Below are 23,549 nucleotides of genomic sequence, written 5' to 3'. Positions count from 1 at the left end.
ACTATAAAAATGTCAGAGCACGGCAATAATTTCGTTTTTTTTATCGTTTCAGGCGCATATATAATGTATGGCCATGGTTTTATGGTCGTCGTGAAGGGTGTGCGACTATAGTCCGCTGACACGGTGCAGGCGCTCCATGTTGTCGTCCCATAGGTTGCTGAGGTCGTCGATGTCCTCGTCGTCGGCATAGTCGGTAATGACAAGATTGATGTGTCCGGTCAATTCGCTCTGTTCGATGCGTATTTCCCAGTATGCCTGTGGGTCTACTTCCTGATAGTCCCATTTTAGTCGGATATAACAGGGCTTGACGATTTCCAATACTTCTGAGACTTTTGTGTCGCGTTCAGTCCAGGGCTTTCCCCAGGTAAAGGTCCAGTGGTTTCCGTCTTCCGTCACGCTGTCTGCAAGCCATTTTTGCATGCCTGCTGCATTACCAATCATGTCCCAAACTATTTTTGGCGATTTTGCGGAAACGGAGTATTCTTTCTTTAGAATATGCATGGTTTCTTCGTTTTTTGGTTTGTTTCTGTTGCAAAAATACAAAAAAACACTGAAATAGCAATGTTTTTTTTGAAAAAAATTTTGGTATTTAAAAAGATTGTATTACCTTTGCACCCGCTTAACAGCCAATGGCGGGGTAGCTCAGCTGGTTAGAGCGTCGGATTCATAATCCGGAGGTCGAGGGTTCGGGTCCCCCTCCCGCTACTGAATAATTTAAATTGTCCTTTGCAATTGTAATGGTTGCAAAGGTTTTTTTGTTTCAATTCTAAGTGAGCGCAACTCGCTCTTGTCATCCTTTCTTCGGCTCACCCGATAAATCTTCTCCTAATGTCCTCCCATTCTTGTTCGCAAGTTTTGGAACTTTATTTGGGACTTACTTGGGACTTACTTCGGACATATTGCGAAAGTATCGATGTTGGCTTATTGACGATTAATCCCGAACGCATCCCGAACGCATCCCGAACGCATCCCGAACGCATCGGTGCGCTAATAGATTGATGAAAATAGAGATTGCCCTTCAGTTTGAAAAACCTTGGTTGCAATATGTTTGCAGACTGTAAATCGCTTCTCTTTGGAGTCTATGTAAATGGCTCGTGACCTATTCCATATCAGTAAAATGCGATAAAACCCGATTTTTTTCATAAAACAAGATACAATGTGGCGTCTTTTTTGTAATTTTGCAGAGCGTTTTGAGAAACGCAGGTTTAGACAAACATTATAACGTTATATCATTTTATGGCAGATTCAAAGAAAATTAAGACAGCGCTGATCTCCGTGTTCCATAAAGATGGACTCGAAGAACTGCTTAAAAAACTCAACGAAGAGGGCGTAAAGTTCCTCTCTACTGGCGGTACACAGACCTTTATCGAAAGCCTCGGCTATGCATGTGAAAAGGTAGAAAATGTAACAACCTATCCTTCTATTCTTGGCGGACGTGTCAAGACTTTGCATCCTAAAGTGTTTGGTGGAATCCTCGGTCGTCGCGACAATGAAGGTGACCGCGAGCAAATGGCACAATATGAGATACCCGAGATCGACCTCGTTATTGTGGACCTCTATCCTTTCGAGCAGACTGTAGCCAGTGGCGCAAGCGATGCCGATATTATCGAGAAGATTGATATAGGCGGTATTTCGCTCATCCGTGCAGGAGCCAAGAATTTCAACGACGTAGTTATCGTGCCTTCAAAGGCAGAATATAGTGTGCTGCTCGACATCCTCAACAAGCAGGGTGCAGAGACCACCAAGGAGCAGCGCCGCATGTTCGCTACTCGTGCTTTCGGCGTCAGCAGCCATTACGACACCGCTATTCATGCGTGGTTCGAGAAATAAGCATACTACAATTTAACGAACGAAACAGACTAATATGGGATTTTTTAGCTTTGTCCAGGAAATAGCCATGGACCTTGGAACGGCAAACACCATCATTATCAGTGATGATAAGATCGTTGTTGATGAGCCGTCCGTAGTGGCTCTCGATCGCCGCACCGACAAGATGATTGCCGTAGGCAATGAGGCCAAGATGATGTATGAGAAGACTCATGAGAATATTCGCACCATCCGTCCTTTGCGCGACGGTGTGATTGCCGACTTCTCTGCCTGCGAGCAGATGATGCGCGGACTTATCAAAATGGTGCATACTGGTTCAAGACTCTTCTCACCCTCACTCCGTATGGTCATCGGTGTACCTTCGGGATCCACCGAAGTAGAACTTCGTGCCGTTCGCGACTCAGCAGAACATGCCGACGGACGTGACGTATATCTGATTTTCGAACCCATGGCAGCAGCCATCGGTATCGGTATTGATGTTGAGGCACCAGAAGGCAACATGATTGTTGATATAGGTGGTGGCTCTACCGAAATTGCAGTAATCTCACTCGGCGGTATCGTCAGCAACAACTCCATCCGTACTGCCGGCGACGACCTTACTGCCGATATTCAGGAATATATGGCACGTCAGCACAATGTGAAAGTCAGCGAGCGAATGGCAGAGCGTATCAAGATCAACGTAGGTTCTGCCCTTACCGATCTTGGTAGCGAAGCCCCTGAGGATTATGTTGTGCATGGACCTAACCGCATTACCGCATTGCCCATGGAAGTGCCCGTATGCTATCAGGAGATTGCGCATTGTATTGACAAAACTATCGCCAAGATTGAGAATGCAGTACTCTCAGCACTTGAGAACACTCCACCTGAACTGTATGCCGACATCGTTAAAAACGGTATCTATCTCTCAGGTGGTGGAGCACAGTTGCGAGGACTCGATCGTCGTCTGACAGACAAGATCAATATTCCATTCCACGTAGCAGAAGATCCATTACACTCAGTAGCAAGAGGTGCTGGCGTCGCTCTGAAGAATATCAACCGTTTCTCATTCTTGATGCGATAACACGAAATGCAAAACCTGCTGGAGTTTCTGCAAAAGTACCATCATTGGTTTCTTTTCGTATTGCTTGAAATCGTCAGCCTTGTATTGCTGTTCCGATACAACAGCTATCAAGGTAGCGCATGGCTATCATCAGCCAACGCCGTGGCAGGACATGTCAATAGCGAAAGAGCAAGGGTGGAATCGTTCTTCTCGCTCACCAAGGTCAATAAAGACCTTACCTTGCGCAATTTCTACCTTGAAAGACAGGTGACACAGCTGCGAAAACTATATGCCGAGCTTACCGGCGATACAACCGCAGCAGAACGACAGGAACTCCAAATGCTCAGCCATTATGAGCTCATACCGGCCAAGGTGGTTACCAATGAGCTCAACCGTCCAGACAACCTGATGACCATCGACCGTGGAGCAGCCGATGGCGTCGAGGTTGGAATGGGTGTGGCATGCGGACAGGGAATTGTTGGCATTACTTATCTCGTCTCCGACCATTATTCCGTCCTCATCCCAGTACTCAATACTACTTCGCGCATCAGTTGCGCCATACGAGGAAGAGGATATTTCGGCGTATTACGATGGGATGGAAAAGATCCTAACGTAGCCTATCTTGAAGATATTCCCCGACATGCACGTTTTAATCGAGGAGATAAGGTGGAAACCAACGGATACTCCAGCATCTTCCCACCAGGAGTTATCGTAGGAAAGGTTAGCACAGTCTATAACTCTGCCGACGGACTATCATATCGCGTCAAGGTGGAACTCTTTACCGACTTCGGTTGCATTCGCGACGTTGTCGTCATTAGTGATAAAACCATCGGGGAACGCACACGGCTGCTTCAGGCTGCACGCGATTCCCTCAAACTTAATGTGAAGGAATAAAAAGGCAAATGTCTATCGATGTGTTGAAACGGGCAGGACTGTTCATCGCCTATGTCTTGGTACAGGCGATGGTACTCGGGCGTATCCATCTCTTCGGATTTGCTACCCCGTTGCTTTATGTCTATTTCGTGGTCAAATTCCCACGCAACTACCCTAAATGGGGAATCCTTTTATGGAGTTTCTCGCTTGGATTGGCTATCGACATCTTCTGCAACACTCCCGGGGTGGCAGCAGGAGCTCTGACACTTATCGGAGCTTTGCAACCTTATATCTTCCAACTCTTCGTGCCACGAGATTCTGTTGACGATCTTGTACCAGCCATCCGAACAATCGGATTAGCTAAGTTTGCATACTACGTCACCATACTCGTCCTGGCCTACTGTATTGTATTCTTCTCGCTTGAAACATTCTCATATTTTGATATAGTGGAATGGATGATGTGTGTATTTGGTAGCGCTGTATTTACTTTAGCGCTGATAATGACTTTCGAGAGCGTTAGGGGATAATATATGAAAGATTTCGAACTCGATTACAGACACTTTGTTATCGGCGGAGTAGCCATACTTATCGTCGTTATCTATATCATACGCCTCTTCTTTCTGCAGATTATGAGTGATGACTACAAGAAGAATGCCGACTCAAACGCATTCCTCAAACAGGTGGAATATCCATCACGTGGTGTCATTACCGACAGACATGGAAAACTGCTCGTCTATAATCAACCCGCATACGACGTCATGGTCGTGGTCAACGAAGCGAAAAACCATCTCGACACCCTCGAACTCTGCAAAGCACTCAATATTACTAAAGAGGAGTTTGACTTGCGCATGAACAATCTTAAAGACCGCTCAAAAAATCCAGGTTACAGTCGGTTCACACAGCAGATGTTCATGAGCCAATTATCAGACAAGGACTTCTCTGTCTTTCAGGAGAAAATGTTTCGTTTCCCAGGATTCTATGTTCAAAAGCGAAGCATCCGACAATATCAGTATCCTTATGCAGCCCATGTACTTGGAGATGTGGCAGAGGTTTCGCCATCGGATATTGAAGAAGACAATTACTATATCCCAGGTGACTACATCGGAAAATTGGGAGTAGAGAGAAAATACGAAAAACAATTGCGAGGTGAGAAGGGGATGAAAATCCTGCTTCGCGATGCTCATGGCAGAATACAAGGACGTTATCAGAATGGCGCACTCGATAGGCGCCCCGTTCCGGGAAAGAACCTTACCCTTTCTATTGATGCAGACTTGCAGGCTTTGGGCGAGCGACTAATGGAAGGAAAAATAGGAAGTATCGTTGCCATCGAACCCTCTACAGGTGAAGTGCTCTGCATGGTGTCTTCGCCATCTTATGATCCAAGAAGCATGGTAGGACGTCAACGTTCAAAAAATCATCGAATCTTGACCGCAAGCCCACTTAAACCATTGCTAAACCGAAGCATTATGGGACAGTATCCGCCAGGTTCTACTTTTAAAACCACACAAGGACTAACCTTCGCTTCGGAGGGTATTATTAGTCCTGCCCATACCGCATTCCCTTGTTCTCATGGCTTCAACTTCAAAGGACTTCATGTGGGATGTCACGGCCATGCTTCACCCCTAAGCCTTGTTCCTGCACTCTCCACATCTTGTAATGCCTACTTCTGTTGGGGACTCTATTATATGATGGGAGCCAAGAGTAAATATGGATCTGTACAGAATGCTATGAACCGTTGGCGCGACTATATGGTGAGCATGGGATTTGGCTACCGTCTCGGTATCGACCTGCCAGGTGAGAAACGAGGACTAATACCTAATGCAGATTTCTATGACAACGCCTATCGTGGATCGTGGAACGGACTGACTATTATTTCTATATCCATTGGCCAAGGTGAGGTTAATGCCACACCATTACAAATAGCCAATCTCGGTGCTACAATAGCCAATAGAGGATACTTCTATGTGCCCCATGTAGTGCGGAAGGTACAAGACGAACCTCTTGACACACTCTATAGACGCCGCCATTATACCATGGCCAAACGCCAAGCCTACGACTATGTAGTGGCAGGAATGCGGTCATCGGCTGTTGGTGGAACATGTCGTGAGCTCTCACGTTACGATATTAATGCATGCGGAAAGACAGGTACGGCACAGAACCGAGGTCATGACCACTCGGTATTTATGGGTTTCGCCCCAATGGACAATCCAAAGATTGCCGTTGCCGTCTATGTAGAGAACGGTGGATGGGGAGCCACATATGGTGTACCTATCGGTGGCTTGATAATGGAACAGTATATTCACGGCAAACTCTCAGAAGCTTCGATGAAGCGTGCTGAAGAGTTCCAACATAGACATATAGCTTATGGCAACATCGGCAGGTAGAAGACAAGGCAATAGTGTGTTGCGTTCCATCGACTGGTGGACGATATTGATATATATCGCTCTCCTGTCGTTTGGCTGGATTAGCGTATGTGGAGCCAGCTATGATTATGGTGACACAGACATCTTCAGTCTGAGCACTCGTTCGGGTATGCAGATTATCTGGATAGGCACTTCTATTACGTTGGGCTTCGTCATATTGATGTCCGATGACAGGTTCTACGACACTTTTGCCTATGTCATCTATGCGCTATTGTTGTTGTTGCTCTTTGCTACTATATTCAATCCCCATCAGATTAAAGGTTCTCGATCGTGGTTGGTATTAGGTCCACTACGCTTACAACCTGCGGAATTTGCAAAGTTTGCCACGGCTTTGGCTTTGTCGAAGTTTATGTCAACCTATGGTTACAACATTCATCAATGGAAACATTTTGCTGCTACATTAGCAATCATCCTGTTGCCTATGATGTTTATCGTGCTTCAACGTGAGACAGGATCAGCATTGGTTTATCTTGCTTTCTTTCTGATGTTCTATCGTGAAGGAATGCCCGGTTCTATTCTGTTTACTGGTGTTGCCGCCGTTATCTATTTCGTAGTAGGCATTCGTTATGCAGACGTTTACCTTGCAGGCTCACCGACCAGTGTCGGAAAGTTTGTGGTGTTATTGCTTATCCAACTGTTTACAGCCGGCTTGGTATGGGTCTATGGCAATAACAGACGATTGGCATGGCGCATTGGATGGATAAGTCTTGGCATTACTCTTTGCTCTCTCATGTTGCTACGTTTGCCTTTCGATATTGTCTATATCCAGTTGATAATGACCTTCATACTTGTTGGTTATCTTGTTTGGGAGGCATTGGGCACACGTTTACGCAACTATTATTTCATAGCTCTCTTTACCTTGGGCTCCGTCTTTTTCTTTTATGGTGCCAGCTTTATCCTTAACAATGTGATGGAGCCACACCAACGAACACGTATCAATGTGCTATTGGGATTGGAGGAAGACCTTAAGGGTGCTGGCTATAATGTGCATCAGAGTGAGATAGCCATCGGTTCTGGTGGACTTGAAGGCAAGGGCTTTCTGAATGGTACGCAAACAAAATTGAAGTTTGTGCCAGAGCAGGATACCGATTTTATTTTCTGTACTGTAGGTGAAGAGGAAGGTTTCTTGGGATCTGCAGGAGTTTTGTTGCTGTTTCTTGCACTTGTTTTGCGACTTATAAAATTGGCTGAGCGTCAACCGTTTCGATTTGGTCGTATTTATGGTTATTGCGTGTTGAGCATATTCCTATTCCATGTCTTTATCAATGTAGGCATGGTATTGGGACTGACACCAGTTATCGGTATTCCACTTCCGTTCTTCAGTTATGGTGGTTCTTCACTATGGGGATTTACCATATTACTATTTATCTTCCTGCGCCTTGATGCCGGAAGAAATCTCATTCGCTCATAACCATATGATGCTAATTGAAATCAAATAGACAACTTCTGTGTTTGGTTATTGGCGTATTAGAGTGACCCCAATGTCGGTAATGCCAGGTAGCATTTCACGCTTCATATCGTGCCGTATGGTGATGTGAAGTGAGTCTTCTGCTTCTAATGGTATTGTGGCGAGTTTGAACTCGTATTGGTAATGGCTCACGCCTTGTCCTTTGACATTACCGTTATGGTCTATAAGTTTGCAGTTGAGTGTGTCTCTATAGTTTTTTCCCGATTTTACTGCTGTTTGATCTACAATGAGTGTGAGTCCCATAAACGGGTATTCTCCGGTGATGCGCAATCCTACTTTTTCCTGATAATTGCCACTTATTTCAAGGGGAGAAACATCAAACGAAATAGTGTCGTTACGTTCCCATCCTTTTGTTGGTACATGTTCATAATGACTATACACCATATTGAGGTTGCAAGCAGCAACCAACAATATGGTGGATAGGGTCATAGTGTATCGTATCAGTTTACGCATTTTCGTTGTTGTCCTGAGTTCTTGGCTTGCGCTGTTGAGGCTGTTGCTGCTTGTTGCGGCGCTGTTGGCCGTTACCTTGTTGGCGGTTAGGGCGAGGGCCGCGTTGCTCGCCGTTAGGCTGGCGTGGACCTTCGCTTTGTGGCTTAGGAACATTACCTTGCCCGCGTCGGTTGTCGTTTTGTGGGCGCTGGTTGTTGTTGGGTTGTTGTCCTGCATGGTCTTGCTGCCGAAGTGCGCTGTTGTCAGCAGATTTCTTAGCTGGTTTTTTCTTCTTTTTCTTGCTCTTATCGAAGCGATTGATGTTCTCCTGAGTAGCCAGGTCGAGCGATCTTTTATCGTTTTGCTTCTGTTCGCCTTCTACGAGAGACAATGGCTTTTCGCCCTTGCGGTTCATTTCTATGATTTGTTTGGCACGTTCTGCGGTGATGGTTTCCAAGTTTGCTGCCAAGTTTTTGTCGGTCGAGTAGGTGACGAGACCTGCCAAAATATCGGTTTTGAAGAGGTGATATTCAGCGTCCTGAGTAATCAACACGATGTCTTTTGAAGGCAGTTTTCTACTTGCCTCTACGTAGTCATCGACTTCATAGTTAAGGCAACATTTGAGTTTGGCGCACATACCAGCCAGTTTTTGGGGATTGAGTGAGATGTCTTGGAAGCGTGCTGCACTGGTACCAACGCTTACAAAGTTCTTCATCCAAGTGGCGCAACAGAGTTCTCTGCCGCATGGTCCTGTTCCACCGATGCGTCCAGCCTCCTGTCGTGCACCGATCTGTTTCATCTCGATACGTACGTGGAAGGTGGCTGCGAGGTCTTTGATAAGCTGTCTGAAATCTACTCGCTCGTCAGCGATATAGTAGAAGATGGCCTTGTTGCAGTCGCCTTGATACTCTACGTCACCGATTTTCATCTTCAACCCAAGGTTTTTGGCTATCTGACGACTCTCAATCATGGTGGCGTGTTCGCGGCTTTTGGCTTCTTTAAATTTATCCATGTCCACCGGGCGTGCTATTCTGTAGATACGCTTGATGTCATCTGCACTTTTCAGATGTGCCTTCTGCACCTGCAATTTTACCAGTCTTCCTGTTAGTGTTACCACGCCGATGTCGTGTCCAGGATTGGCTTCTACTGCCACAACGTCGCCTTTCTTAAGCTCCAATTTGTTGACGTTGTGGTAATATCCCTTACGTGTGTGCTTGAATTGCACTTCTACCAAGTCGGTAGTATCGATATTGCCCGGTACGTCAGCGAGCCAGTCGTAGGTATTCAACTGTCGGTCTTGACGCCCCACAGCCTGGTGACAGAGTCCGCGTGTGCAACCTGTTTTTATTTCGAGGTCTTTTGCTTTTTCCATGCTTTATATGATGTATTGAATGTATGCTAATGCTTTTGTTATTGTTGCTTGATGATATGTTGGTGTTCTTTTCCGAGCGGATAGTTATTTCTGTATGAGTAGCACAATCATTTGTATGGCGAGATGGAAGAATACGATTTTTGCATTTGCATTTTGTCCGATGTCGCGTATGGCGAGTGTGATGAGATCGCTGATTTCTATCACATTGGCTTCGTTAATGTATCGTGCGAATTTTTTTGCGAAGTCTTCTTCGCGCTCTGTCATATAGCAGAGGTCGCGTTCGCCAAAGTTGTACATGAAGTTTTCGCGTACCAATCGCAGGGCATATTCAAGGAATCGCTTCTGTTTCTCTCGTCCTGCTGTTGCCATTCGTTCGCTCCATGTTTTCATGTCCTTTACCCGTCTAGCGTATGCCATACGCATCAAGGTTTGAAACATATCCAGGAAGAACTCGTTTTCTGAGTCAGCCTTTAGTGCTTCCAAGGCTTTCAGCCAACTGCCTCCTGCCATGTGTGCCACTCGTTCTGCCTTATCGGTCATGAGTCCACGCTGTTCTATGAGAGCATCTGTTATGTCTTTGTCGGCAATGCGTTTCACGTCGATACGTTGTACGCGGCTACGAATAGTTTCCAACAAACGGTCTGGAGCTTCGCAAACGAGCAGGAAAACGGTCTGTTGCGGTGGTTCTTCGAGCAGTTTCAGTATTTTGTTGGCACATTCTATGTTCATTCGTTCCGGTAGCCAGATAAGGCTTACTTTGTAGCCGCCTTGACTCGATTTTAACGAGAGTTTATGCGACAGAGCATCGCTTTCTCCTGCGGTGATGATGGCTTGTTGGTTGGCTGCGCCCATGTGTTCCATCCATTCGGTCATGGTGAAGTAAGGTCCGCCTTTAATCATATCGTGCCATTGTCGTATGAAATCGTCAGACACTGGTTTGTGGTCTGCGCTCATAGATGGCAATTTGATGGTAGGAAAGGTAAAGTGCAAGTCGGGATGCTCCCATTTTGCCAACATGGCAGCATCGTTGGCATTGCGTCTGAGCAGATGTGCGGCAAAAGCCATAGCTAATGCCATTTTTCCACATCCCATCGGTCCGCAGAGCATGATGGCATGCGGCAGGCGTTGTTCGTCCACCAGTTGTAGCAGTCGCTGTTGTGCTTCTTGCTGTCCTATCACCTGTTCAAATCCTGTCATAACAGTCGTTTAGTTATCTCTACCACCGAGTCAACGGCCGATACAGTATAGAAGTGGATATTCTGAATGCCGTGAGCGTAGAGCTCCTGACACTGTGCGGTAGTCCATTCGATACCCAATTGTCGGGCCTGTTCGTCTGTTTTACATTTGACAATCTCTTTGGCAAGTGCCTCGGGAATGTCGCAATGGAATGTTTTGGGTACTACGGTCAACTGGCTGAGTTTAGCCATTGGCTTGATACCTGGTATGATGGGAATGGTGATTCCCATTTGTCGTGCCTTCTCTACAAAGTCGAAATATTTCTCATTGTCGTAGAATAGCTGTGTTACTGCATATTGTGCGCCCAGCTCCTGTTTTTGCTTGAGATACTCCATGTCGCGTTCCAAGTTTGGCGCTTCTTCATGTTTCTCAGGATAGCTTGCCACTCCAAATTCAAATTTGGTGCCTGGGTGTTTGATGGTAGTGCCGTCTGCAAAAGTGCCATTGTTGAATCGTACCACTTGTTCTATGAGGTCGGTGGTGTGCGCATGTCCTCCTGGAGTGGGGGTAAATCGGCTGTCTTCTTTGGCTTTGTCACCTCTGAGGAGCATGAGGTTTTGTATGCCAAGGAATTGTAGATCGAGCAGTTCATATTCAATGTCCTCAATGGTCATACCGCTACATATCACGTGTGGTACTACAGGAATGTTGTAGCGTTGCTGTATGGCAGCTGCAATGGCCACTGTGCCTGGGCGTCTGCGGACGCGAAGTCGCTCAAATTGCCCATTTTTCAATTCCCTGTAAATATATTCGCTGTGATGTGTTGTGATGTTGATGAAACCGGGGTTGAATACCGCCAATTTGTCTATTGTTCTGAACAGTGCTTCGGTGCCGTTGCCTTTCAACGGTGGAAGCACTTCGAAGGAGAATCCGCGCTCTCCGTTATTTTGTTTGATATACTCTGTTACTGTCATTCTTCGTTACTATACACAATTCGCTACAAAATTACAACAAAATGTGCTAATGACCAAAAGTATTCGCTGTTTTCATTTGATATACGTGCTTTTCCGCGACCGTTTTCGATTGAAAACATGTTGTTTAATGCTTGAAGAGACGCTTACCTTTAGTGATAATCTCAAGACGACCGAAAACTCACCTAAAGGTTTTATTAAATAGCTTTGATATTTGGATATCTTGATAGTTGTAAAAAAAAACAGGCGGCAAAACCTGTATCTCTTGGTTTTGTCGCCTGTCAAACGTGTATAATTGATGATTGAGTATGAGTCCTTTTTAGAACGGGCGCTTGGCTTTTGGCTTCATGTCTTTGTCCGATGAGGCATAGAGGCCTATGCATGCTCCGATAAATCCGCCACTCTTCTGGGTGCTGAGGTTAGAACCGTCAACACCGCGTGCCAGTATCATCCATTCGCCATTGCCTTCAGCATAGAAGAAATCATAGTAGCGGTCGTGGGCTTCCACTTTCAATTTCAATGTCCCGTTTCCGATGTAAGCTGATGCAATGGGCATGGTGAATCGCTCACTGCGTGTCAAGGTGATCATAGTTTTACCACCAACTAGTGTCTTACCGAATACGATGTTGTGGTCTTCTTTCTGTAACAAAGCAATACCTGCAATGTCCTTATCGTTGCGAGGAGTGAAGTCGAGCGTAGTTTCTGCAGTAAATGTGCCATGTTGCTGACGTGCCCAAACGGCAGAAAGTGGTTCACGCTGGTAGATATTGCCCGGCATCAGAGTCAATGTGAGATGTCCGTCGCCAGTTTTCCAGAAACCTTCTGAGTTTCTCAGGCGCATCCATCTGCTGTCGAGAGTAGCCTTGTCGAAATGGTCTTCGTAAGTAAAATTGCCACTGAAATAATTGTTTTCAGTAGGTTGCAAACCAGCTTTTTCTCCCACAGGGCTTATGGCTTTGTTGGGTTCAAGAATGGTAGGCCATCCGTCTTTCCATGTCACAGGTAACAGGTATGTGTCGCGTCCTGTGTTGTACATGTCCTGCTCGTAGGGGCGGCAGCCAAGGAATACAGCCCACCAGTTTCCCTTTTCATCCTCAACAAGATCAGCATGTCCGGCACTTGAAACAGGGTTCTGACGGTCAGCCTTCAGGCCTGTGCGCTGTGTGAGGATGGGGTTGTGTGGACATTCTTCCCAAGGACCATTAGGATTTTTGGCTCTGAGAATTACCTCGCTGTGCCAGGGGCCTGTGCCGCCTTCTGCGCACATCAGATAATAGTATTTCTTATATTTAAAGAGGTGTGGACCTTCAATCCAAATAGGACGTTCTTCTACATGTGTTCCTCCGCGCAATATCTCTTTGAAGTCACCTTTGATACTGTCGCCTTTCACGTCAAATTCGAACATTCGGATTGACCGTTGTCCTTCATAGTCGGCACCGCCAACTACAGGACCGTTGTGTACGATATATCCCTTGCCGTTGTCATCAAAGAAGAATGATGGGTCAATACCGTCAATCTTTGGCAGGTAGATAGGTTCGCTCCATCCGGCAGCTGGATTTTTGGTCTTGACAAAGAAGTTGCCGGCTCCTACATTAGTGGTAATCATATAGAACGTCTTATTCTTCTTGTTGTAACTGATGGCAGGTGCAAAGATACCGCCTGATACATTCTGTCCTTTCAGAGGAACCTGCGATGGGCGGTCGAGTACGTGTCCGGCAGGTGTCCAATTAACGAGATCCTTACTGGTAGATAGAGGAACACCAGGGAAGAAAGTGAATGAAGAGTTGACCAGATAGTAAGTGTCTCCTACACGGCATATTGACGGGTCTGGATAGAAACCTGCCAAGATAGGGTTGTAATACTGGTGTGTACGGTCAATAGACTCACTAAACCGGCTGTCGTTGCCGGTGTAACGGAAGTTGGAAAACTGTGCCGTTTGTGCCGATGCCGTTGTGGCTATTGCCATGGCGATGGTGGCGATAATGTTTCGTCTCATGTGCTATGATATTGTTTAACTGTTAGCATTAAGTTATCGATGCTGCAAAGTTACACATTTCATCACACACAGGCATTTTTCCTTGTTACGGAAAGTTTGTGCTATTGCCCATTTTTGTTTTTTAGCATATATTCCTTGTTACGAAAAGTTTATGCTATTGTTCATTTCCATTATTCATGTATTCTCGTGGTGAGCAACCATATAGGTTTTTAAACATTGTGCTGAAGCTTGCAGCATTAGAGAATCCGCAGAGATACATCACTTCGGTAATGTTGCGCTTGGAGGTACGCAGCATCTTAGCAGCCTGTTTCAGTCGGATGTTACGCACAAAGCTGTGTGGTGTTTGGTTGGTCAGCTCCTTCATTTTGCGGTGCAGGTGTACACGACTGATACCAACTTTCTGTGCTATAATATCTACGCTGAGGTCTGAATCGCTGAGGTTCTCGTTGATTACTTGCATGATGCGTTCCATCAAAGCTTCGTCTGGTGTCTGTACCGTAACCTCTTCGATGCGTGATTCCTGACTTTCGTTGCCATTGAATTTATTGCGGAGTGTGCGTCGTGTAGTCAGTAGATTGATGACTGTGCGGCGCAAGATGTCCATATTGAAAGGTTTCAGAATATAGGCATCTGCACCGGTTTCAAGGCCTTCCAACTGATCTTCTTCTCGGCTTTTTGCTGTAAGCAGGATGACGGGGATGTGGTTGGTATTGACATTGGCTTTGATTTTTGAGCAGAGCGTCATACCGTCCATTTCCGGCATCATCACATCTGATATAATCAAATCGGGTTGCAATTTAACTATTTCGAGTAGCGCTTCCTTGCCGTTATGATAGGTTAGTACCTTGAAATCATCGGCAAATTGTGTGCATAGAAAGTCTCGGATATCGTCTTCGTCTTCGACGATAGCCAGTGTGGCTTTTCCTCCTTTGGTGTTATTTGTTAGTTCTTCTGCCTCCGTCTGGGGGTTGGTCTCCATAGTCATTGCCCGATTGTTTTCCAGTTCCATCTCTTGCAATAGGGTAGGCTCGTCTTTTATGTCTTCTTCGTTGACCTTCTCCTCTGGCTTGAGGTGTGCATTACCTAATGGAATACGGATAGTAAACTCGCTACCATGGGTGAAGTCGGATCCCTCTGACTCTTCGTTGTTTCTTGCCACGATGGTGCCATAGTGAAGTTCTACAAGTGAACGGGTAAGGTCCAATCCGATTCCTGTGCCGATATTGCGGTCGTTGGGATTGGTCGGACTTTGATAGAAACGCTGGAATATGGTTTCTATTTTATCTTTTGGTATGCCTATACCATTGTCTTTTACAGAAATATAGGCATGGTGTTCGGTATGTGTAAGTCGGATGATAATATGACCTCCGGTGGGTGTAAACTTGAAAGCATTCGACAGTACATTCATGATTACTTTGTCGAAATTGTTGCGGTCAATCCATACTGGGAGTGTTTCCGAGTCGTGTTCAAACTCGAAGGTGATGTTTTTGTTGGTGGCTTGTTGTAGGAAGAGTTTGTATTCATCGTTGATGAAAGCCACGAGGTCTGTCTGACTCATGTGCATGGTCATTTGTCCCTTGTCAATCTTTCGCAGGTCCATCATTTGATTGATGAGGTGTAGGATGCGCTCAGAGTTTTTCCTGATAATCTCGTAGATACCTTGCCGTTGCGGGTCTTTGTCGTCTTTGATAAGTGAGAGCAACGGAGTGATGATGAGTGTCAGCGGTGTGCGTATCTCATGGCTGATGTTCATAAAGAAACGTAGTTTGGCTTCGCCCATTTCTTCGGCATGGATGTGGTTTTGTAGTAGCATGCGGTCCTGCTCCAGTTTGCGTCGATGCTTCCTGTATGTCCATAATAGCAACATGGCAATGATGAAGTAGATGAATCGTGCCAAAACGCTGGCATACCATGCTGGATGTATTTCTACTGTAAATTCACGTATGGGAGTTTCTTGCTGATTGTTGATGGCTTTGACACGGAAGTTGTATGTGCCTGCTGGCAAGTGTGAGAATGTCACCTCGTTGATACCTGGTTGCATGAAGTGCCAGTCTTCTCCGTTGATGCTGTAGGCATAGGCAATTTGCTCCGTATTATTATAGGTGAGGGCAGAAAACTGTAGGGTGAAAGAGTTGTCATCGTGTGCCAAATCAAATTTCTTAGAGTAGAATACGCGTTCTTCAGTAATGGTATAGCTGCCCGATTCCATGCCGGGATATACGGTGCGGTTGCCTACGATGAGGCGTGATATACATACGTTTGCTTTCCAAGAGTGTAGTTTTAGCTTGAGTGGATCAAACCAGTTGAGACCTCCGGTTCCTCCGAGCAGTAGCAATCGACCGCCATCAGCGGCAAAAACTGCTCCGTCGCTAAACTCATTGCTTTGCAGTCCGCTTTCTAAGAAATAGTTGTTGGTTTTTCCCGTTTTCACATGCAGTCGGCATAAGCCATGTATGGTGCCGATCCAAATATCGCCACGTGCATCTTCCGTCACAAAGGCAATGCTGTTGTCGGGCAGTCCGTTGTCTGTATTGTAGAGCTTTGCTTCTGTACTTCCGTTGGAATAGCAATATACTCCATTTTCTGTTCCATACCACACGTTGCCTCTGCTGTCTGCAAAAACACAATGTGAGAACGATCCGTAATTGACGCAGTTTGTGGAGAATTTGCTTACCCAGTTGTTTGTGGCAATATCCATGCATGCCAAACCTACCGATGTGGCAACGTAGATATATTTATGGTCGGGCGACAGCGCAAGTTTCATGATATAGTCGTTGGGAATACTATTGATATGTCTGTCGCTGTCGGCTTTTGGTAATTGCCTGAATATTTTCAGGCTGCCGTCGGGCCGGCGACATATCAGTCCACTTCCCATAGTGCCTATCCAGATATTCCCGTTGCGGTCTGCTTTTATGTCAAAGACGCTGGAGTTTTTTCCTAAAGGCAAATCAAAGTTGTGGTAGTTGCCAGATGGATCTACGTATCCGCATCCGTCTTCATAGTTTCCTACCCAGATATTGCCATGTAAGTCTTCGCAGAGTGAAAGAATGGCCAACGGTTGTTTCACTACATGGGTTGAAGATATTGGCATTGAGGTGCCGAAGTGCAGTCGGTAAAGTCCGTCTTTGTCGGTTCCTACCCATACTGATCCGTCTTCGCTTCGTAGCACGCTTGTCACACTGTTCTCGCCTATCATGTTTCGAGAGCCTAAGCGGAATCCCATATATCCGAACTCGTAGGGTCTGGTGGGTTGCATGAATACACCTTTCTGAAACATACTCATCCAGATGTTTCCTTCTGCATCTTCGATGATGCTTGTCACTTTTGTTTTACTCAGATTGATGCGGTTGCAGAAAAACGGATTGTTGGTCAGTTTTCCTGTAGCAGGTTCATAGACGTAGAGTCCTTCGCCGTTGCACCCAATGTAGATGTTGTCATTGTGTGCAATATAGATGTTGTTGATGGCTAAGCCTGCCGTACCAGCCACATGGGTGAATCGGTCTGTCTGTGGTGCCATGACAAATAGCCCTTGTCGCAAGGTGGCTACGTAGATGTTGCCTTGTCGGTCTTCGGCTATCTCGCGTATCTGCAAACCAGCAGTTCCTGGTACATGCATGGTCACTTTTCCACTGGTTTCCTGTCTGAGTACGTCTCCATCGGAACAAACCATCCATAGCCTGTTGTTATGATCTTCGAAAGTAAAATTTATATATTTATATTGGTCGATGACTCCACCTATGCTTTCCGCCTTGTTTTTGTCAATTACACGCAGCAAACCAAAGCCAGAAGTGCATACGAGCACATCGCCATTGTTGCGTGTATAGATATATTGGATATAGGTGGTAATCTCTTTTCCGTTTACCAGCATAGGTATTTTTCTAAACTCATAACCGTCGTAGATGAACAGATTGTTGTTGGTTCCAAGGTAGATGTTACCTTCATGATCCTGTCCCATGCAGTTCACGTAGTTGTTGATGTTGTGTCCGTTCTTGTCGGTACTATTCATCACGGTGAAGTTGTAGCCGTCGTAGCGGTTGAGTCCGTTTCGTGTAGCAATCCAAATAAAACCGCGTTTATCTTGTAATACTTGGTTGGCAAAGTTGCTCGACAATTGGTTGTCTGTATCGAATAGTTTTCCTATCTGTGCACTCATCGGCATCAGAAACAGGCTGATGATAAGTGTAAAAATGGTTCTTAGCATTTCGTCTTAGTTATGTAATATGGTGCAAAATTACATAAAATAATCGTTAAAGTGGGTTGAAATGGCCATTTTTTTGTCTGAAAGTCGAAAAAGTTACAAGAAATAAACTTTTTGCGACTTGATTTAGTATTACTAAAGTTTAGGGTACTTACGACAAAGAGTATATCGAAATAACGTCGTATCTTTGCATCGTAGTTATTAGTTTTAGTAGTTTGGTAATATTATTTAGGGTAAAAAAAAGAAATGATAGTTTTTAAAGCTAATTGACTGGTGTTCCACCAGAGCTACGAAACGGAGATATTATGGTTTTTTAAGGAAAATCATGATTAATTGGTTTTTAGAAATGGTGCGTAGGGATACGTGCCATTTCTTTTATAATAGTATGTCTATTGAATTCAATTGCGCCATATAAAATCATCATGTCATAATCCACCACCTTCCTTCGGGATGACTTCGGGATGTGTTCGGGATTCGTTTTGAAAACCTTGGGACTGTCTGCGTATTTACTTGGGAGTATCTGCGTATTTACTTGGGACTGTCTTCGTATTGCCTTGGGAGTATCTTCTTGATGCTTTTGGGATAGCATTTGTTGTACATTCGAAATGTCTGCGTAATGTGTCGGGAGATTCTTTTTATTGGTTTGTCGATATGAGTCAACGGCAGGTTGAGGGAGCTTTGAATAATGGCGGAAAACAAAAAAGAGCCGCATCCCATAAGAGATACAGCTCTTGTCTTAGTCGGGATTACTGGACTCGAACCAGCGACCTCGCGCCCCCCAGACGTGTGCGCTACCAACTGCGCTAAATCCCGATAAGCGAGTGCAAAGGTACAGCTATAATTTGTAATATCCAAATTTTTGTTTCACTTTTTTTGTATTTATCCCCAAAAACACTACCTTTGTATCTCTAAACAAACCTAATTATAATATATGCAATACGAAATAACAGCTCCAAAGGAATTAAAACATACAGCAATCCTACCTGCATCGAAGAGTATTTCCAACCGTGCGCTCGTTATTCATGCGCTGGCTGGAGGCTCTATCTTACCCGAAAACCTATCGGATTGTGACGATACCGAAGTGATAATTTCCGCTTTGCGCGATAATCCTTATGAGATCAATATCAAGGCTGCAGGTACTGCCATGCGTTTCATGACAGCCCTGCTTTCGGTGAAAGAAGGCGAGGAACACGTGCTGACTGGTACTGAACGCATGAAACATCGCCCTATTCATGTGCTTGTTGATGCGCTGCGCTACCTTGGTGCTGACATCACCTATGTGGGAGAAGAAGGCTTTCCGCCTCTGCTTATCAAGGGTCACCGCCTTGATGGCGGTCTGCTCGAAGTGCCAGGCAATATCAGTTCACAGTTTATTTCCGCCCTGTTGATGATAGGTCCGACCTTGCAACAAGGCCTGACACTCCGCTTGAAAGGTGATATTATCTCACGACCCTATATCGATCTGACCCTATGGACCATGCGCGAGTTTGGTGCCGATGCCGAATGGTCAGACTATGAGACTATTACGGTGAAGTCCCAACCATACCATGACCGTGCCTACCGTATTGAGAATGATTGGAGCGGCGCATCCTATTGGTATGAGATGATGGCTCTGGCAACTGGCGATGACGACGAGGTGATCCTCAACGGACTGATGGATGCCTCCAAACAAGGCGATTCCTCGGTGCGATATATCTTCAGCTTGCTCGGTGTGAAAACACAGTTTGCCACAACCGAACAGGGCATTCCCACCAAGGTGACCCTTCGCCATTCAGGCCGTTGCGTACCCCGTTTGGAATACGACTTTGTCAATTCGCCCGATTTGACCCAGACCTTTGTGGTCACTTGCGCTTTGCTTGGTGTGCCCTTCCATTTCCGTGGACTTGCCACCCTTAAGATTAAGGAGACCGACCGTATATCGGCATTGAAGACAGAAATGCGCAAATTGGGATTTGTCATCTATGATATCAACGACAGCGAACTCGTATGGGACGGTGAACGTTGCGAGCCAGACTATGCCGACGGTATCGATACCTATGAAGACCATCGCATGGCATTGGCCTTTGCACCTGCCGCATTGCGTTTCCCCAGTCTGCGTATCAACCATCCAGAGGTGGTCACCAAGTCGTATCCCCACTATTGGGACGACCTTCGCCATTGTGGTTTCCAAATCCAACAACGATAATTCTTAATCGCTATATGCTATGAACTTTCTCCTCTTCGCCCTCATTGCCATCGGAGCCCTCGGCCTTTTGGCGGCCTTGCTGTCTATTGGCGACAGCGATAGCCCCGTGGTACATGGCGATCACGACTGCGCTTCCTGCACAAGCCACGATGACGGTTCGTGTAAGATAGCCTGTATGATGGAGGAGTCTCGTCGGCGAAAAGAGGAAAAAGCACGTGTTGCTGCATCTGCTGATACCGATGGAGATGATGGCGATGACGGCAATTGCGTGACCGATGTTCATAGCGACGAATCAGACGAGAATACAGATGACGCGTCAGACGATAGGCCTTCGGCCACAGATCGTCTGCCACTTACTCCCATCATACTGCTGCTCGCCATACTCGTTGCCGCCTCGTGTTCCACACAGCGAAATAACAGTCAGACACGAATATGGCATGCGTTCAATGCTCGCTACAATACCTATTTCAATGCATCGCAAGCCTTTATCGAAGGATGCGACGAACAGGAACGCGGCAATCGAGACGACTATACCCAGTTGTTGCCAATCTATGCGGCGGGCAACAAGCAGAGCCGCAGTATCGGAACAAGTCATTTTGACCGTACGATAGAGAAGTCGGAGAAAGCCATTCGCCGTCATAGCATCAAGCGGCGCCCCGAATGGAACAAGCAACGACGCAAGACTAAAGCCGATATAGAGTGGCTCAATCGCCATGAATACAATCCGTTTCTCTGGCGTGCTTGGCTTCTTTTGGGCAAAGCACAGTTTCATGAAGGAAATTTTGAAGAGTCTGCTGCCACCTTTGGATATATGGCACGGCTATACAAAACGCAACCCATCATCCTTGCCCGTGCTCGGGCATGGCAAGCCAAATGCTATGCGGAGATGGGATGGCGCTACGAAACCGAAGATCTCATCACCAATCAGCATCGCGACAGCATACCCCGTCAGGCTGTGGCAGATTGGGATTTTACCCTTGCCGACCATTATCTTCGCACCGGACAATATGCCGATGCCACGCGTTATCTCATGCGTTGCATACGTCATGAGCGTCGCCGCCAACGCAAAGCCCGTCTCTGGTATATTGTGGGACAGATTGAACAACATCAAGGTCATTCCCAACAGGCATTCGAGGCTTATCGCCATGTGGTTCGTCTGCAACCGCCTTACGAATTGGAGTTTAATGCACGCATCTCACAAACCGAGGTGATGGCCTCTGCCGATGCTAAGGGTATGATACGTAAGTTGCAACGAATGGCTGCGTCAGACAATAATAAAGACTATCTCGACCAAATCCATTATGCCATCGGCAATATTCGTTTAGCCCAGCGCGATACGTTGCAAGCCATTGCATCATACGAAGAAGGTGCCCGTCGATCTACCAGAAATGGCACCGAGAAGGGAGCTTTACTCCTCCAATTGGCGCAACTCTATTGGCAGCGTGAAGCCTATGCCAATGCACGCCGATGCTATAGTGAGGCTGTGGGACTTATCGATACCGCCCTCCCACACTATAAGGAAGTGAATCGCAGGTCGGAAATTCTCGACCAGTTGGTCCCCCTGACCGATGCTGTCCATCTGGAAGACTCGTTGCAACGCTTGGTTGCCATGCCTGAAGCAGATCGCCTCAAGGTGATAGACCGCCATATTGCGGAATTGAAAAATGCCGAACGAGAGGCCAAACGCGCACAGCAGGATGCAGAAATGCAAAGTCAATGGGAGACGCAAAACGCCCAAAATAATGGTATGTCGGCTGTCGGTAATGATACAAAAGCCTCCACTTGGTATTTCTACAATCCGCAACTTGTCAGTCAAGGTCGCATTCGTTTTGAACAACTTTGGGGCAAACGCCCCAACGAAGACGATTGGCAACGCAGTAATCGTTCCGTCGTACCAACGTTGAATGGTGAGGCTGACCATGAAACAGAGGTTGATGCCGATTCCGCAAAAACGACAGCTTCTGCAACAGATACCGAGAGCGATACCACCCAGCTCAATCCCTTTACTCGCGAATACCATTTGGCACAACTGCCTTTCACCGCCGAACAAAAAGCTGAGAGCGATCGCAAGATGCGCGAAGCACTATTGCCTGCTGCGGTCATCATGAAAGATAAGGTGGAAAATCTCGCCTTGGCCCGTCGCATGTTTACCTATCTTGTAGATCGATGGCCCACCGATTCACTCAACGATTTGGCATGGTATCATCTCTATCTGATGAATGCACGTGAGGGACGGATGGCTGATGCCGATTCTGCTCTTGTGCGATTACAACGTCAGTATCCGCAAAGCGAGTGGACCCAACTGCTCTCCAATCCCTATTATGCCGACAACCAGCGTTTCGGTCAACATTTAGAAGATTCGCTCTATGCTGCTACTTATGAGGCTTTCTGTCAGGAACGTTACCAAGAAGTGGCAGCCAATGTGCAACTCTCTGCCCAGCGTTTCCCCCATGGTGCCCATCGTTCCAAGTTCTTGTTCGTAGAAGCTTTGAGTCTGCTTAACGAGGGTAGGGTAGATAAGTCGGCGCAACAACTGAAACAAGTAGTAGAGGACTATCCTGATAGTGAGGTCGGCCCAATGGCTGGTCACATTCTCCGTGGACTTCAGCAGGGCCGCCGACCACAGGGTACCATGCGCCCCAAGGACGATATCTGGCGACAACATGCCTTGGCAGAATCTTCAGACAGTACGGTCGTTGATACGCTCAGCCTTCGTCGCGATGTGCGTTTTGCTTTTGTTTTAGCCTTCCATCCCGATAGTGTGAACCAAAACCAACTGCTCTATGAATTGGCACGTTATAATTTTACCTCCTATTTGGTGCGCAATTTCGAGATTGCTGTCAATAGTGAGGATCCCGTTCATCGACTCACCGTTAGCGGTTTCCGTTCCTACGATGAGGCTTTGCAGTATGCCCGCCATCTTTATGAGACCCCACAGATGACAGTTCGGTTGAAGGGATGTCGTCGCATCATCATTAGTGAAGACAACCTGCCGTTGCTCGGCACACAGTATAGTTACGACGACTACGACCGTTTCTTCCAAGAAACGCTTGCTCCCGTCAAGACCGATTCCCATCCGTTGCTCAACAGTCCCGAAACTATCGTTGAGCAGCCTGCCGACCGTGAAACCGATGATGATGCCGATGAAGATCAGCTTCCCATGCCGTCCTCTTCTCCCGACCAACCCATCGTCATCGATTTCGACGATGACTTCTATCGGTAGGGAGGAGCGATATAATCTCCAGTTTTAGTCTGTAGTTTATAGCGCTCCAATCCTGTAATTTGCTCAATAATATCGTATCCACCCCTTTGCTACGATGTAGGCAAGGATCATCGCAATGCAGTATAGTGCCGATATATACCATGATTTCTTTTCTTTAATATCGCTCATAAGATACATGCAGAACACGATGAAAAATAGGGCGGACACTATATTGAGCGTATAGATGAATACTTTATAGTGCTCCAATCCTGTAATTTGCTCAATAATATCGTATCCACCCCTTTGCTACGATGTAGGCAAGGATCATCGCAATGCAGTATAGTGCCGATATATACCATGATTTCTTTTCTTTAATATCGCTCATAA

Annotated in this window: 15 protein-coding genes and 2 tRNA genes; 9 read left to right on the top strand and 8 right to left on the bottom strand. The window is 46.2% G+C overall.

All coding sequences use genetic code 11. From position 1 onward, the window contains the following. Positions 1 to 105: 105 nt before the first annotated feature. Complete coding sequence (locus tag CIK90_RS08215) at positions 106 to 501, bottom strand: START-like domain-containing protein (RefSeq protein WP_094391237.1); 396 nt, start codon at positions 499 to 501, stop codon at positions 106 to 108. Between the two features lie 130 nt (positions 502 to 631). Here CIK90_RS08215 and CIK90_RS08210 point away from each other — a divergent pair. From CIK90_RS08210 to rodA, 7 genes are all read left to right on the top strand, one after another. Continuing rightward, positions 632 to 705 (top strand) — tRNA-Met (locus tag CIK90_RS08210). 531 nt (positions 706 to 1,236) lie between these two features. Further along, positions 1,237 to 1,830: an IMP cyclohydrolase gene (locus CIK90_RS08205; RefSeq protein WP_094391238.1), complete on the top strand. Its 594-nt coding sequence runs from the start codon at positions 1,237 to 1,239 to the stop codon at positions 1,828 to 1,830. Positions 1,831 to 1,864: 34 nt separating this feature from the next. Further along, on the top strand, positions 1,865 to 2,887 hold the full coding sequence (locus CIK90_RS08200; protein WP_094391239.1) for a rod shape-determining protein: 1,023 nt from the start codon (positions 1,865 to 1,867) through the stop codon (positions 2,885 to 2,887). Positions 2,888 to 2,893: 6 nt separating this feature from the next. Next, positions 2,894 to 3,760 carry a rod shape-determining protein MreC gene (gene mreC / locus CIK90_RS08195; RefSeq protein ID WP_094391240.1) on the top strand — a complete coding sequence of 289 codons (867 nt, stop codon included), beginning with the start codon at positions 2,894 to 2,896 and terminating at the stop codon, positions 3,758 to 3,760. 8 nt (positions 3,761 to 3,768) lie between these two features. Further along, positions 3,769 to 4,266 (top strand): rod shape-determining protein MreD, encoded by a 498-nt coding sequence (mreD, locus tag CIK90_RS08190; RefSeq protein WP_094434482.1) that lies wholly within the window; start codon positions 3,769 to 3,771, stop codon positions 4,264 to 4,266. Positions 4,267 to 4,269: 3 nt separating this feature from the next. After that, complete coding sequence (gene mrdA, locus CIK90_RS08185; protein ID WP_094391242.1) at positions 4,270 to 6,123, top strand: penicillin-binding protein 2; 1,854 nt, start codon at positions 4,270 to 4,272, stop codon at positions 6,121 to 6,123. Beyond that, entirely contained in the window at positions 6,104 to 7,573 is a 1,470-nt protein-coding gene (gene rodA, locus CIK90_RS08180; RefSeq protein WP_094391243.1) for a rod shape-determining protein RodA, read from the top strand. Before mrdA ends, rodA begins: the two co-directional genes overlap by 20 nt. A gap of 45 nt (positions 7,574 to 7,618) precedes the next feature. Here the strand turns inward: rodA and CIK90_RS08175 are convergent, their stop codons facing one another. The 7 genes from CIK90_RS08175 to CIK90_RS08140 all read right to left on the bottom strand — a co-directional run bounded on the left by CIK90_RS08175 (position 7,619) and on the right by CIK90_RS08140 (position 18,588). Further along, entirely contained in the window at positions 7,619 to 8,083 is a 465-nt protein-coding gene (locus tag CIK90_RS08175; RefSeq protein WP_094391244.1) for a gliding motility lipoprotein GldH, read from the bottom strand. Further along, positions 8,076 to 9,434: a regulatory iron-sulfur-containing complex subunit RicT gene (locus tag CIK90_RS08170; RefSeq protein WP_094464910.1), complete on the bottom strand. Its 1,359-nt coding sequence runs from the start codon at positions 9,432 to 9,434 to the stop codon at positions 8,076 to 8,078. The genes CIK90_RS08175 and CIK90_RS08170 overlap by 8 nt, the downstream gene beginning before the upstream one ends. 84 nt (positions 9,435 to 9,518) lie before the next feature. Then, entirely contained in the window at positions 9,519 to 10,631 is a 1,113-nt protein-coding gene (locus tag CIK90_RS08165) for a DNA polymerase III subunit delta (RefSeq protein WP_094434484.1), read from the bottom strand. Then, the gene (gene metF / locus CIK90_RS08160; RefSeq protein ID WP_094434486.1) at positions 10,628 to 11,584 is read right to left on the bottom strand and encodes a methylenetetrahydrofolate reductase [NAD(P)H]; all 957 of its coding nucleotides are present in this window, start codon (positions 11,582 to 11,584) and stop codon (positions 10,628 to 10,630) included. Before metF ends, CIK90_RS08165 begins: the two co-directional genes overlap by 4 nt. Positions 11,585 to 11,900: 316 nt before the next feature. Then, positions 11,901 to 13,577 (bottom strand): glycoside hydrolase family 43 protein, encoded by a 1,677-nt coding sequence (locus CIK90_RS08155; protein ID WP_094464908.1) that lies wholly within the window; start codon positions 13,575 to 13,577, stop codon positions 11,901 to 11,903. A 154-nt stretch (positions 13,578 to 13,731) separates the two neighbouring features. Further along, positions 13,732 to 17,778 carry a two-component regulator propeller domain-containing protein gene (locus tag CIK90_RS08150; protein ID WP_094464906.1) on the bottom strand — a complete coding sequence of 1,349 codons (4,047 nt, stop codon included), beginning with the start codon at positions 17,776 to 17,778 and terminating at the stop codon, positions 13,732 to 13,734. A gap of 737 nt (positions 17,779 to 18,515) precedes the next feature. Next, a tRNA-Pro gene (locus CIK90_RS08140) sits at positions 18,516 to 18,588 on the bottom strand. A gap of 118 nt (positions 18,589 to 18,706) precedes the next feature. Between CIK90_RS08140 and CIK90_RS08135 the strand changes: the two genes are divergently transcribed. After that, positions 18,707 to 19,960, top strand: a complete 1,254-nt coding sequence (locus CIK90_RS08135) for a 3-phosphoshikimate 1-carboxyvinyltransferase (RefSeq protein WP_094464902.1) — start codon at positions 18,707 to 18,709, stop codon at positions 19,958 to 19,960. A gap of 19 nt (positions 19,961 to 19,979) precedes the next feature. Further along, positions 19,980 to 23,183 (top strand): tetratricopeptide repeat protein, encoded by a 3,204-nt coding sequence (locus CIK90_RS08130; protein WP_254046309.1) that lies wholly within the window; start codon positions 19,980 to 19,982, stop codon positions 23,181 to 23,183. The last annotated feature ends 366 nt before the right edge of the window (positions 23,184 to 23,549 follow it).

This window comes from Prevotella sp. P5-126 (assembly GCF_002251185.1).
In the GTDB taxonomy this organism is placed as follows: domain Bacteria; phylum Bacteroidota; class Bacteroidia; order Bacteroidales; family Bacteroidaceae; genus Prevotella.
This window is presented reverse-complemented; position numbering and strand designations above follow the sequence as displayed.